The following is a 12,196-nucleotide window of genomic DNA, read 5'->3' on the forward strand; positions in this document are numbered from 1 at the left end:
ACGACCGCCGTCAGCGGGCCGGGGCTACCGCGGCACGATCAGGCCGGGAACGATCGATCCCTGCGGCCCGAACGTCGCCTCGGCCTTCCGGCAATTGGCCGCGACGTCCTTCTGGTAGGCCGCGATGTAGCGGGTCGCGGTCAGGTGCAGGTCGCCGGTCTCCAGGCTCGCCGCGTCGACGCCCAGGGCCTCGACGGTCTGCTTGAGGCGCGCCGGATCGCTGCGCAGGCCGGGGCATTCGAGGTTCACGAAACCGGCGAGCCCCGCGAGCTTCGCCGCCTGATTGCGCCGCGGATCGGCGGACGCCGGGTCCTGCGCCTGCATCGGGGGCTGTCCCTGGGACTGGATCGGGTGTTGCGGGATGGGCTGTGCGGGGGGCTGCGCCTGAGCGTGGGCCTGGGCCGTCAGAAGACCCAGGAGGCCGGCCGAGATCGGGCCGGAAAGACGGATCGCGCGCATCGCTTCTCCCATCCAGTCGCAGGAGCAGCGCGTCCGTCGACCGTCACCGCTGCGAAGAGTCGCGCAGTTCTATGCCGCTGGATCGGAGATTTACAATGCAGACCAAGCTTATAATCGTCTTAGTGACTCTGGCCTGCGCGACTCTGCCGGCGGAGGCCGCCCGCCTGACCGTGGACGACAAGGCCTCGCTGTGGCCGCGGGCGAGCGCGACCGACAAGATCGATTTCTCGACCCGGATGGGCCGGGCCTTCCACACGCTGTCGCCCAAGCTGGACGCAGCGTACTTCATGCGCTGTCTGGAGGAGACCGCCAATATCGGGGACACCAAGGACCTGCGGCTCGAGGAGATGGTGCGGACCTGCATCTCCCTGGTCCGGGACGAGGCCGAGTGAGCGGCCGGCCCGGCCTCACGGACGGCCTCGCGCGGCTTCACGCACGATGGGCGACGATGTTGACCAGCCGGTCGAACGGGTCGCGGACGTAGAACCGCTCCACGCCCCAGGGCTCCCGGGCCGGGCCGTACAGCACGGGCAAGCCGGCCCGCCTCACGCGGGCGAGGACGTCCGCCAGGTCGTCGACCTCGATCGAGATGTCGGGAACCGGCGTGCCCGAGCCGCCCGCGCTGGCCACGCTGATCTGCGGCGTCGCCGACATTCCGGGGGCCGCGAAGGTCAGGATCCAGCCGTGATCCATGACCACCTCCAGGCCGAGCACCTCCGCGTAGAAGGACCGCGCCGCCTCGACCTGCGTGGTCCGGATGTTGGTGACGATCCGCCTCACGGCCATGGCCCGCTCCCCGCTGCGCGCCGCCTATCAGAGGGCTCCGCGGGCGGCCCGGCAAGGCCCGGCAAGGCGCCTCGGGAATCCGGGTCCCGGCCTCGTCCCGGCTAACCGCCCGGAAGTGCACGCAGCGATTGAAAGCGGGCCTCCGGAAAGAATCCGGAAAGCTCCCCGATGGTACCGTCCGCGCCGGTGGGACCTCGCACCGTCCAGCAGAATGTTCGCCCAGGCGGACGATTGGGATCCCCGGGTATGAACAGTGGGACGGTCGCGCTGCGGGAGAAGGCGAAGCTCCTCGACACCGTTCTCGACACGATGGATCAGGGACTGATGATGATCGACGCCGCCGGCGTCGTTCAGGTCTGTAATGCCCGCGCCCTCGCGCTGCTCGACCTGCCGCCGGACCTGATGCGGTCCCGCCCGACCTTCGAGGCGGTGCGGCAATACCAGATCGCGCGCGGCGAGTTCGGGAAGGCGAGCGAGACCCTGCAGCGCTGGGTGGCCGCGGGCGGCCTGGAGTGCCGCGCCCACACCTACGAGCGCGAGCGCCCCGACGGCACCGTGCTGGAGATCCGCACCGTGCCGCTGCCCGACGGCGGTGCGGTGCGGACCTTCACGGACATCACCGCGCGCAAGCGGGCCGAGGAGACGCTGCAGGTCAGCGAGACCCGCCTCGCCCTGGCGCAGGATGCGGGCAGCGACGGGCTCTGGGACTGCGACCTCACGACCGGGGAGGCGTGGTCCTCCGACCGCTGGTGGGGGGTCCTGGGCTACGAGCCCGGCGAACTGGCGAGCCACGCGCGGACGTGGCGGGCCCTGCTCCACCCGGAGGATGCGGGCGCGGCCGAGCGGGCCCTGATCGAGCACCTGAGCGGGCGGGCGCCGACCTACATGTCCGAGCATCGCATGCGCCGCAAGGACGGCTCCTGGGCCTGGATGATGACGCGCGGCAAGGTGGTGGCGCGCGCCGCCGACGGCCGCGCGGTGCGCTTCATCGGCACCCAGATCGACATCAGCGCCCGCAAGGCCGCCGAGGGGCAGGTCGCCCACATGGCGCGCCACGACGGCCTCACCGACCTGCCCAACCGCGCCCTGTTCTACGAGCGGCTCGAGATCCGGCTCGCCGACCTGCATCTGAACGGCGGCACCTGCGCGGTGCTGTGCCTCGACCTCGACCGCTTCAAGGCCGTCAACGACAGCCTCGGCCACGCGGCCGGGGACTTCCTGCTCCGGGCGGTGGCCCATCGCATCCGCGCGGTGCTGCGGGCCGACGACATGGTGGCGCGCTTCAGCGGCGACGAGTTCGCCGTGCTGGTGGCCGATGCGGACGACCCTGCCCGCGCGGAGGCCCTGGCGGCGCGCCTGATCGCGGCCGTCCAGGCGCCGATCCCCTTCGGCAAGCGGCGGCTGAAGGTGGGCCTGAGCGTCGGCATCGCCCGGGCACCCGGCCACGGCTTCGACAGCGAGACGTTGGTCCGCCGGGCCGACCTCGCCCTGTACCGGGCGAAGACCGAGGGGCGGAACACCCACCGGGTGTTCGAGCCCGCGATGGACGCGGCCGAGGCGGCCCGGCGCGATCTGGAGCGCGACCTGCGCCAAGCGATCGAGGGCGACGAGCTCATCCTGCACTATCAACCGCAGGTGAGCACCGCCACCGGCCGGCTGCTCGGGTTCGAGGCGCTCGTGCGCTGGGAGCATCCGACCCGCGGCCTCGTGCCGCCGAACGCCTTCATCCCCCTGGCGGAGGAGAGCGGGCTGATCCTGCCGCTCGGCGAGTGGGTGCTCCGGGCCGCCTGCCGCGAGGCGGCCCGCTGGGCGCACCCGCTGAAGGTGGCGGTGAACCTGTCGCCGCGCCAGTTCCAGCAGGCGGATCTGCCCGAGCGCGTGCTGGCCATCCTGACCGAGACGGGCCTCGCGCCGACGCGGCTCGAACTCGAGATCACCGAGACCCTGATCATCAACGACATGGCGCGGGCGCTCGGCATCCTGCGCCGGCTGAAGGCCTTCGGCGTGTCCATCGCGATGGACGATTTCGGCACCGGCTACTCGTCCCTCGCGACGCTGCAGGCCTTCCCCTTCGACAAGATCAAGATCGACCGGTCCTTCGTGGGCCATGTCGAGGTCAGTCCGCAGGCGGCGGTGATCGTGCGGGCGGTTCTGGGGCTCGGCCGCAGCCTCGGGATGAGCGTCGTGGCGGAGGGCGTCGAGACGGAGGCGCAGATGCGCTTCCTGGCCGCGGAGGCCTGCGACGAGGTCCAGGGCTACCTGATCAGCAGTCCGCAGCCGATCGAGCGGTTCGCCGCGCAGATCGACGCGTCCGAAACGTTCGTGCCGCCCGGCCGCCCCGACTCGGCTGTCGCCTGAGGCGCGCCGCGACGCCCCGGCGATCCGGCGACGGCCCGAACGCCCGGACGCCCGTCGCGGTACCGGTGCGGAGCGCCGAGCGGCGGCCCTGCCGCCGGCCTCTGTGGCACGGCCGCGACACCCGCCGACGACCGCCTGTGGATGACGCGACCTGCCCCCGATCCGTCAAGGTTCGGATGCCAGCGTGACCGCGCACCTCCGATCCGGCTCCCTCAGCTCCGCCATCCCATGTTCGCCCAGCCCCACGCCCTCATCCTCCGCCATCGCGAGCGCGTCGCCGTGCTCATCTCCTCCGCGCTTTTCCTGGCGGGCGCCCTGCCGCTCTTCTGGGCGATCGGCTGAGGCTCGATCCCGAGCCGGCCGCATCGTCGGCCGGCCGTCGAGCTTCCGCGCCGCCGCGCTCGCGAGGACGGCGGGCCGCGTTCGGCCCGCCCGAACGGCGAAGGGGCCGCCTCCTGTGGGAAGCGGCCCCTTCGCGTGTCGGGTCGGGTGCGACGGTCGGGATGCGAGCGTCGCACCCGACCGTCGCTGGTCGATCTCAGTAGGAGCCGAACTTGTAGTTCAGGCCAGCGCGGACGACGGCGAACTCGTCGGAGCGGCGACCGATGCCGCTGTAGACGACCGGGAAGTTGTTGGCGGCGTTGATGACGAACGCGCCCTGGTTGCGGGTGTTGCGGTCGAGGTTGACGTACAGGCCTTCGACCTTGAGCGTCACGGCCGAGGAGCGGAAGAAGTTCAGGAACGAGTCGGTGGGCAGGGCGTACTCGATGCCGCCGCCGACCGCGTAGCCGGTGCGGAAGCTGTCGTTACCGGCATAGCCGCCGAAGGAGCGGTCGGCGCTGCCGGAGCCGTAGGCGAAGCCGCCGGTGCCGTACACGAGGGTGCGGTCGAAGGCGTAGCCGAGGCGACCGCGGACGGTGCCGAAGAAGTCGAGGCTGGAGAGGCCGCGCGGGTCGGTGACGTAGTAGCCGGGGGCCAGCGCGCCGGAGATGAAGGCGCTGTTCCGGTTACGGCCGAAGTCGAGGTACTGGGCGTCGGCCTCGACACCGATCACGAGGCCGGAGCCGGGGGTGATCTGCCAGTTGTAGCCGATCTGGCCACCACCGGAGAAGCCGTCCTGGCTGCGGTTGCGGAAGGAGGCGACGGTGCCGGGGGCGGCGTAGGGGAAGGGGACGGCGAAGGTGTTGCCGGTGTTGCGGTCGCTGGCGTCGAAGGCGTAGCCGGCGTTGATACCGAAGTAGGCGCCGGTCCAGGTGAAGACCGGGACGGGGGTGAACACCGGCGGCGGGGCGGCGCGGCGCGGAAGGTCGGCGGCCGAGGCGGCGGCGGTGAGGGCCGTGAAGGCGGCCAGCGAGGCCAGGAGCTTGGTCATGTCGGTTCCCCGAATGTGTGATCTGGCGGTGTGGCTACCGATCACCGGGGGAAATGGCTGTAGTTTTGAGGTCACACCGCCTGTCGAAGGCCCGAAATGCCAGAGTAAAGCATCCTTCAAGACGCGACGAAGCGCGGAAATACAGCGCGCATTACGCGGGTGAGCGCGACAACAACGCGGCAGCGTTTTGGTTGCATCGAGATGTCGGGTTGGCACCGGGTGTGACGGGCACGCCACACCCGGTGCCGGTCGGTTGCCGGACGGCGCGTCGGCGATCCCGATCGCTCTCGCGGGATCCCGACACCGGCCTGGGCAACCCGGCAAGGTGCCGGAACGCCCCCGCCGCCGCGAGACAGGTTTTCATCCCGCGGATCCCGATCGAGGGTCCGATCACCCGCGCGTCCCGGGCCTCGATCCGAAGTTATGACTCCTGTTACCAACGGGAAAATAGATGGACTCGACAGTCGTCGTCGCGACGACCGCGCGATGGGAACCGGGGCGCCATGCATGTGAGAGTTCGCCTCGACGGCGCGAACCCGCGGCGCTGGCACGTCGCGCTGCTGGACCGGCTGTCCGGCCTGCCGGGCATCGCGGCGGTGAGCGTCGACGCCGCGCCCGGTCCGGACGGGTGGCCGGCACAGGCCGATCTGCTGTTCCGCCTGGAAGCCCTGATCTTCCGGCTGGCGCCGAACGGGTCGCGGCCCGTGCCGCCCGCCGATCTCGCGGCCTGGACCCGTCCCGGGACCCCGGACCTCGTGCTCGACCTGTGCGGCGACGCGGCCGCCTCCTGCCCGGTCTGGCGCGTGGCCTACGACGGCGGCCTCGGCGAGACCGGCCTGCTCGCGAGCCTGCTCGCCGGCCGGGTCCCGCATCTCGACCTCCTCGAAGGCGGCACCGTCGTCGCCGCGGGTCGCCTCGGCTCGGACTACCGGGGTTCCATCGCCGTCTCGTTCGAGGATGCCCTGTCGCGCACGGCGACGCTCGTCGTCGCCGCCCTGCGGGCTCGGTCGGACGGCCGCGCCTTCGCGGCGACGCCCGCCGCGGCCGCGCCCGCCCGTCCGGCGCGGATCCTGGCGTCCCGGCCGGCGCGGCTCGTCGCCCGGAGCCTCGTCGGCCGCCTGTACAGGCTGTGCTACCACGCCCCACACTGGCGCACCGGGTGGCGGACCCTCCGCGGGCCGGACCTCGTCGCGCTGGGCCGCCATCCCGCGGAGGGCTGGCAGGTGCTGCCCGACGACGGGCGGCGCTTCTACGCCGACCCGTTCCCCCTCGCGGTCGACGGGACGACCCACGTCTTCGTGGAGGAGTTCCCGCACGCGACCGGCAAGGCGATCATCTCGGCGGTCCGCTTCGGGCCGGACGGGCCCGAGGGGCCGCCCGTCCCGGTGCTGGAGGAGCCGCACCACCTCTCCTACCCGTTCGTGTTCGCGCGCGCGGGCTCCGTCTGGATGGTGCCGGAGAGTTCCGCGGCCGGCACGGTCGATCTCTACCGGGCGACCCGCTATCCGGGCGGCTGGGTGAAAGAGGCGACGCTCCTCTCCGGCGTGGTCGCGAGCGACGCGACGCTCCTCGAGCACGGCGGCCGCTGGTGGATGTTCGCCACCGTCCGGGACGCGCCCGTCGGCGCCCCGCCCGGATCGGGCTGCCACCACGACGCGCTGTATCTCTGGTCCGCGCCCGACTTCCGGGGGCCGTACGCGCCGCATCCGGCCAATCCCGTGCTGGTCGACCCGTCCTTCGCCCGGCCCGCGGGCCGGATCGTCGCGCGCGACGGGGTCCTGATCCGGCCGGTCCAGGATTGCGCCCACGGTTACGGACGCGCCCTGTCGCTGGCGCGCATCGACCGGCTCGACCCGGAGGGGTTCGCCCAGACCATCCTCGACCGGATCGAGCCCGGCCCGGCCTGGCCCGGCAGCTGCCTCCACACGCTGAACACGGGCGGCGGGATCGAGTGCATCGACGGCTCCGGTCGGGCCTCGCGTCTCAGGGCGTATCTGAGCGCGCGGTCCGACGCCTAGGCCGGGCCGCGGCGGAAGCTCGGCCGTCCGGAACCAGCCGCCGCGATCCGTGTTCGCTCACGAACGCGGAGACCCGTTGCCCCCATGATCATGATCCTCATCTGCTTTCTCGCGCCGTGGCTCGCCATGTTCCTGCGCGGAAAGGTGTTCCAAGGCATCCTCTGCATCATCCTCCACCTGACGATCATCGGATGGATCCCGGCGACGATCTGGGCGCTCGTCGTCACCCGCAAGGAAACGGCCTGACCGGGGCGGAGCGGCCGGGATCGGCGGCTCCGATCCCCGCATACGGGAACGGCGGGGCTCTCGCCCCGCCGCTCACGCCGTCCGTTCGGGCAGTCCGTTGCCCGGGCGGCCCCGAGGGCCGCCGCGGCTCAGAAGCCCATCAGCACCCCGGCCGAGCCGGTCACCGTCATCGCGAGGCCGCCCAGGAAAGCGCCGATCATCGCGTAGGAGAAGCCCTTCAGGACCATGTCGTGCACTCCTTTCATCAAGCGGCGGGTCCTCAGCCGGACCCGGTCGGTTCGTCTGCAATGACGATACCGGATCGGCCGGGCGCGTGCGGTGCGAAGAGTCACGCTGCACCGCGGAACCGTTCGGCGCGCGTTCAGGCGGCGACGGTCAGCGGACGTGCCGCCGGGGCCGTCTCGCTCACGCGAAATGGGCCGGCAGGCTGAGGGCCTGCGCGTAGGTCACGAGCGCGACCGCGCCGGCGATCAGGGTCGCCACCAAGGCGATGCGGTTGGTCCAGGTCATCGTCGTCTCCATCGGGTTCGCGACTGTGTTCGCGGTGTGATCCCGATGTACGCCCAAGCTTTCGGGCCCGGCGTGTCCCGGAACACCTGCGGTCGCCGGAGCCGCTCGGAATCGCCGCGCGCGGGCCGCTCCCGGCCGCCCGGGAATCGCGAGCGGCGCCCCGTCGGCGCTAGGCGGCTTGCGGCCCCGACGCGCCGTCCTTCGCCGCGGCGCGCAGGGCGGCCGGGCGCGCCCGGCAGCGGTCCAGATAGGCATCGAGGGCCGCGCTCGGCGGGAAGGCCGCGCGGCCGAAGCCCAGGGCGCTGCCGATCAGGATGTCGGCGCCGGAGAACCGCGCGCCCATCACGTAGGGGCCGCGCGCCAGGGCGGCTTCCAGGCGGTCGACCACCGCCGCGTGGTTCCGGCGCTTCTGCGGTGATCCCGCGAGCTCGCCCGTCAGGCCGGCGAACAGCGCGGGCTCGAACTCGGCGACGTACCAAGCCAGCCACGTCAGGTACGCGCCGCGCTCGGGGGCGCCCACCGCAGGCGCCAGCCCGGCTTCGGGGAACGTCTCCGCCAGGTAGAGCACGATGGCCTGGGACTCGGTGACCAGACCGCCCGCGTGCAGGACGGCCGGGACGCGCTTGTCGGGATGCGGATTGGTGGCGTCCGGCACGCCCTCGCCCGTCATCGGCCGGAAGATCGAGACCGGCGCGATGGTGTAGGGAACTCCCATCTCCTCCAAGAGCCAGACGATGCGCGAGGAGCGCGATTGCGGGGCGTGGTACAGGGTGATCATGGCGCGGTTCCTGTCGGCACGGCGCGCGGGATGGCCGTGGCGGGAGGACTTGTAGGGACGCCCTGCTGACAGCATTCTGTCAGCAGGAGTCGGTGGATGCGGCGTGCGGACAGGCTGTTTCAGATCATCCAGATCCTGCGCCGCTCGCCGCGCCCGGTGACGGCCGCCGAGATCGCCCGAGAGCTGGAGGTCTCGGTCCGCACGGTCTACCGCGACGTCGCCGACCTCGTCGGCCAGCGCGTGCCGATCCAGGGTGAGGCCGGGCTCGGCTACGTGCTCGGCGAGGCGTTCGACATGCCGCCGCTGATGCTGACGCCCGACGAGATCGAGGCGGCCGTCCTCGGCGCGCAGTGGGTCGCGGGACGGGGCGAGCCGGTCCTCGCCAAGGCGGCGCGCGATCTCATCGCCAAGATCACCGCCGTGGTCCCCGAGCGCCTGCGCCCGCTCATCGCCGATCCGTCGATCGGCACGCCGACGGCCTTCGCGCAGGCCGCGGACGGGATCGACGTCGCCCGCGCGCGGACCTGGATCCGCGAGGGCCGCAAGATCCGCATCCAGTACCGCGACGTCCGCGGCGATCCGAGCCGGCGCGTGATCTGGCCGGTGATCGTCGGGTTCTTCGATCAGGCCCGGATGGTGGCCGGCTGGTGCGAGCTGCGCGGGGCGTTCCGGCACTTCCGCACGGACCGGATCACGGACGCCGAGTTCCTGGAGGAGCGGCACGGCCTCCGGCCCGCCGTCCTGCGGGCACGCTGGAAGCGGAGCCTGCCGGACCGGCAGGAGGCGGCGAACCCCGCCGCGCCGGCCGCGCCGTAGGGCCTGATGACAGGGCCACGCGGAATGACCTGGCGACCCCGGTAGGGCTCGAACCTACGACCTGCCGCTTAGAAGGCGGCTGCTCTATCCAGCTGAGCTACGGAGTCGGGGCCAGGCGGCCCCAGAAGCCACGGGCTCGCCCGAGGGTCAAGCGCGCGGGCCGAGGACCGGCGCGGCGTCCCGGATCGGGCCGAGGATGGAGAGACTGCCCAGCGGCGATGCGCCGGACGCGCCTTAGCGATCTGGCGCCGGGAGCGGGCCGGGGTTGCGCGCCGCCGCGGATCCGGTCAGGCCGGAGCGCGGTTCATGCCGGGGCGCCGCGCCCCCGTCGGGAGACCGAGCTTGACCGCGCCGAGTCCCACAGCCTCGCCCCCCGGACGTCTTCGGCGCCGCCGCCTCGCCGCCGGCCGGGGCAGCCTGAGCCGGCCGGGCGGCGATCTGCGGCGCCTGCCCACGGGCCTCGATCTCCGGAACGTGCGGCTCGTGGAGGGCGTGCGCGCCGCCTTCGCGTTCGGCGTCGTCATCCTCCTCAACATCTGGATCCAGTGGTCGCCGCTGCTGACCATGGCGCTCGCCGCCAACCTCGCCTGCTTCTGCGACAACGGCGGCCCGATGCGGGCGCGCCTGCGCGTCCTCACCGCCTTCTCGTTCCTCGGCGGCCTGCTCTGGGCCGGCCTCGGCCTGATCCAGCCCCTCGGCCTGCCGGTGGTCGTCCCGGTCGCCTGCGCGCTGATCTTCGCCTGCTCGTACGCGCGCGTCTGGAGCGTGCAGGCCCAGTCGGCCGGCAACGTGCTCGTGGTGGTGCTGTGCATCGCTCTCGACCGGCCGCTCGACGTCGCGCAGGCGGCCGTCACCGCGGCGATGTTCGCGGCCGGCGGTCTCTGGGCGACCTTCCTGGCCCTGGTCATCTGGCGGCTGCACCCGTACCGACCGGCCCACCGGGCGGTGGCGGAGGTCTGGCACAATCTCGCCCGGCTCTGCGGCGACCTCGAGCGGCTCGTCGCCCTGCCGGAGCCCGACACGGCCGCCTTCGACGGCCACGCGCGGGGCCACCGCCGCGGCGTGCGGGCGAGCATCGAGACCGCGCGGACCATGATCCTCGACCTCGCCCGCTCCCGCGAGCGGGTCTCGGACCGCACCGCCCAGGCCCTGCTGCGCCTGGAGAGCGCCGAGCAGATCTTCGCCGCGCTGATCGCCGTGGGCGAGTTGATCGACAGCCGGCCCGACGCGCGCCGCCGGGCGCTCGCCAAGGTCTTCCTGCGGCGCCTGCGCCCCCTGCTGGTGACCATCGCCCGGGCGATCCGCGACGACGTCAACCTCGACCTCGGCCGCCTGGAGCACTCCATCGCCCGGGTGGCCGACGGCCTGTCGGAGGACCCGACCCTGGCCCGCCTCGCCGACCGGATCGCCGGGCGCGTGCGGCTCGGCGCCAAGCTGTCGACGCCGGAGGGCTACCGGCCCGGCGGCACGATCACGGAGGGCGGCAGCCTCGACCGCTGGACCCGCTACGTCGGGCCGCTGGCGCAGAACTTCACCCTGGCCTCGCCCAACCTGCGGCACGCCCTGCGGGCGAGCGCGGTCGCGGCGCCGGCGCTCGCCGCCACCCTGACCTACGCGGGCGCCTTCACGCACTGGCTGGTGATGACCGTGGTGCTCACCATGCAGCCCTTCTACGCGGCGACGTGGCAGCGGGCCCTGGAGCGGATCGGCGGCACGGTGCTGGGCGGCCTCGTGGGGGCCGTGCTCGCCTACTACGCCACGAGCCCGCTGGCGGAGGCCGGGCTCATCCTCGTGCTCAGCATCGTCGGCTTCGCGGCGCGCCAGATCTCGTACGGGTTCTTCGTCACCTGCCTGACGCCCCTCGTGGTGCTGCTCGTCGAGTTGCTGGAGCCCGGCCACAGCTCCTGGGAGATCGTCGCCATGCGGGGCGGCTTCACGGTGCTGGGCGGCGTGATCGCGGTGGCGAGCTGCCTCGTGCTCTGGCCGATCTGGGAGCCCGATCAGGTCCGGCAGGAGCTGCGCCGGGCGCTGAAGGCCCAGGCCGGGCTCGCCGAGGCGGTGCTGCGCGCGCCGCCCGGCGAGGGCCGCGAGACCGCGATCGCGGCGCAGAGCCGCGAGGCCGGCCTCGCCCTCAACGATCTGGAGGCGGCGCTCTCCCGCGCCCTGCAGCAGCCCCGGGCCGGCAGCCACCCGGAGGTGGAATCCGCCCTGGTGGCCGACGCGACCCTGCGCCGGATCAGCGCCCGGCTGATCGTCCTGCGGCACGCCCCGGAGGCGGCCGCCCCCGAGGCGGAGCCCTGGCGAGCCTGGATCACCGCGACCCTGGCGGCCCTGGGCGCCGACAGGCCCGTGCCCGAGCGGCCGGCGCTGGATCGCGGACAGTCGCTCGTGCGCCTCGTCAGTCAGGTCGATCTTCTGGTCGGGACCCTGCGGCCCGGGGAGATCCGGGCCGCGACGGGAGACGATGGCGGGGCCCCGGCTTCGAGCGACGGGACCGCGGCGCGGGCCGGTCAGCCCGTCCTGCCGTCCTGACGGACGGCCCCCCGTCAGAACCGCGGCAGGGCGTTGGCCGGGCCGCCGGCATGCGGGCCGCTGTAGCGGTAGGCGGTCGGCCGGGCCGGGCCGGCGGCGTCCCGGTACAGGACGGGAGCGTTGCCGACCCAGCCCGAATAGGCCGAGGCCGGGTAGGGCGAGTGCTTTGAGTCCAGGCCCTGTGCGAGGGCGGGCGTGGCGACCGCGGCGACCAGGGCGGCGGCGGCGAGCATGCGAACGGTCATGATGATCTCCGAGTGTCTTCGTATGACTTCAGCGGGAAGTCATCCGGTCAACCGTGTCGAGTGAGGAAGATCGTCG

At 72.9% G+C, this 12,196-nt stretch carries 11 protein-coding genes and 1 tRNA gene; 6 read left to right on the forward strand and 6 right to left on the reverse strand.

The genetic code is table 11. From position 1 onward, the window contains the following. Positions 1–24: 24 nt before the first annotated feature. The gene (locus ACX9MN_RS26460) at positions 25–459 is read right to left on the reverse strand and encodes a hypothetical protein (RefSeq protein WP_489725883.1); all 435 of its coding nucleotides are present in this window, start codon (positions 457–459) and stop codon (positions 25–27) included. A 95-nt stretch (positions 460–554) separates the two neighbouring features. Between ACX9MN_RS26460 and ACX9MN_RS26465 the strand changes: the two genes are divergently transcribed. Next, complete coding sequence (locus ACX9MN_RS26465; protein WP_244540914.1) at positions 555–851, forward strand: hypothetical protein; 297 nt, start codon at positions 555–557, stop codon at positions 849–851. Between the two features lie 37 nt (positions 852–888). Here the strand turns inward: ACX9MN_RS26465 and ACX9MN_RS26470 are convergent, their stop codons facing one another. Beyond that, on the reverse strand, positions 889–1,245 hold the full coding sequence (locus ACX9MN_RS26470; RefSeq protein ID WP_489725884.1) for a VOC family protein: 357 nt from the start codon (positions 1,243–1,245) through the stop codon (positions 889–891). Positions 1,246–1,491: 246 nt separating this feature from the next. Between ACX9MN_RS26470 and ACX9MN_RS26475 the strand changes: the two genes are divergently transcribed. Next, entirely contained in the window at positions 1,492–3,603 is a 2,112-nt protein-coding gene (locus ACX9MN_RS26475) for a putative bifunctional diguanylate cyclase/phosphodiesterase (RefSeq protein ID WP_100253594.1), read from the forward strand. Positions 3,604–4,141: 538 nt separating this feature from the next. Here ACX9MN_RS26475 and ACX9MN_RS26480 read toward each other — a convergent pair. Continuing rightward, positions 4,142–4,975, reverse strand: a complete 834-nt coding sequence (locus ACX9MN_RS26480; RefSeq protein WP_489725885.1) for an outer membrane protein — start codon at positions 4,973–4,975, stop codon at positions 4,142–4,144. A 503-nt stretch (positions 4,976–5,478) separates the two neighbouring features. Between ACX9MN_RS26480 and ACX9MN_RS26485 the strand changes: the two genes are divergently transcribed. Further along, positions 5,479–6,993, forward strand: a complete 1,515-nt coding sequence (locus ACX9MN_RS26485; RefSeq protein ID WP_234081574.1) for a glucosamine inositolphosphorylceramide transferase family protein — start codon at positions 5,479–5,481, stop codon at positions 6,991–6,993. 84 nt (positions 6,994–7,077) lie between these two features. Further along, a complete protein-coding gene (locus ACX9MN_RS26490; RefSeq protein WP_020096541.1) occupies positions 7,078–7,239 on the forward strand; it encodes a YqaE/Pmp3 family membrane protein in 162 nt (53 codons plus the stop codon). Positions 7,240–7,918: 679 nt separating this feature from the next. Here ACX9MN_RS26490 and ACX9MN_RS26495 read toward each other — a convergent pair. Further along, positions 7,919–8,527 (reverse strand): glutathione S-transferase family protein, encoded by a 609-nt coding sequence (locus ACX9MN_RS26495; RefSeq protein ID WP_234081573.1) that lies wholly within the window; start codon positions 8,525–8,527, stop codon positions 7,919–7,921. A gap of 96 nt (positions 8,528–8,623) precedes the next feature. Here ACX9MN_RS26495 and ACX9MN_RS26500 point away from each other — a divergent pair, with 96 nt between their 5' ends. Then, a complete protein-coding gene (locus ACX9MN_RS26500; RefSeq protein ID WP_091682662.1) occupies positions 8,624–9,343 on the forward strand; it encodes a helix-turn-helix transcriptional regulator in 720 nt (239 codons plus the stop codon). Between the two features lie 30 nt (positions 9,344–9,373). Here ACX9MN_RS26500 and ACX9MN_RS26505 read toward each other — a convergent pair. Next, positions 9,374–9,450 (reverse strand) — tRNA-Arg (locus tag ACX9MN_RS26505). A gap of 199 nt (positions 9,451–9,649) precedes the next feature. On the opposite strand from ACX9MN_RS26505, the gene ACX9MN_RS26510 reads away from it, so the two are divergent. After that, positions 9,650–11,875, forward strand: a complete 2,226-nt coding sequence (locus ACX9MN_RS26510; protein WP_489725886.1) for an FUSC family protein — start codon at positions 9,650–9,652, stop codon at positions 11,873–11,875. A 14-nt stretch (positions 11,876–11,889) separates the two neighbouring features. Here the strand turns inward: ACX9MN_RS26510 and ACX9MN_RS26515 are convergent, their stop codons facing one another. Then, positions 11,890–12,120: a hypothetical protein gene (locus tag ACX9MN_RS26515; RefSeq protein ID WP_100253187.1), complete on the reverse strand. Its 231-nt coding sequence runs from the start codon at positions 12,118–12,120 to the stop codon at positions 11,890–11,892. Between the last annotated feature and the right edge of the window lie 76 nt (positions 12,121–12,196).

This window comes from Methylobacterium sp. 1A, from assembly GCF_058072805.1.

Coding starts and splice junctions, on each gene's coding strand:
- ACX9MN_RS26495 (WP_234081573.1), bottom strand. CDS start 8,527: ATGATCACCCTGTACCACGCCCCGCAATCGCGCTCCTCGCGCATCGTC.
- ACX9MN_RS26470 (WP_489725884.1), bottom strand. CDS start 1,245: ATGGCCGTGAGGCGGATCGTCACCAACATCCGGACCACGCAGGTCGAG.
- ACX9MN_RS26485 (WP_234081574.1), top strand. CDS start 5,479: ATGCATGTGAGAGTTCGCCTCGACGGCGCGAACCCGCGGCGCTGGCAC.
- ACX9MN_RS26475 (WP_100253594.1), top strand. CDS start 1,492: ATGAACAGTGGGACGGTCGCGCTGCGGGAGAAGGCGAAGCTCCTCGAC.
- ACX9MN_RS26465 (WP_244540914.1), top strand. CDS start 555: ATGCAGACCAAGCTTATAATCGTCTTAGTGACTCTGGCCTGCGCGACT.
- ACX9MN_RS26510 (WP_489725886.1), top strand. CDS start 9,650: ATGCCGGGGCGCCGCGCCCCCGTCGGGAGACCGAGCTTGACCGCGCCG.
- ACX9MN_RS26500 (WP_091682662.1), top strand. CDS start 8,624: ATGCGGCGTGCGGACAGGCTGTTTCAGATCATCCAGATCCTGCGCCGC.
- ACX9MN_RS26515 (WP_100253187.1), bottom strand. CDS start 12,120: ATGACCGTTCGCATGCTCGCCGCCGCCGCCCTGGTCGCCGCGGTCGCC.
- ACX9MN_RS26480 (WP_489725885.1), bottom strand. CDS start 4,975: ATGACCAAGCTCCTGGCCTCGCTGGCCGCCTTCACGGCCCTCACCGCC.
- ACX9MN_RS26460 (WP_489725883.1), bottom strand. CDS start 459: ATGCGCGCGATCCGTCTTTCCGGCCCGATCTCGGCCGGCCTCCTGGGT.
- ACX9MN_RS26490 (WP_020096541.1), top strand. CDS start 7,078: ATGATCATGATCCTCATCTGCTTTCTCGCGCCGTGGCTCGCCATGTTC.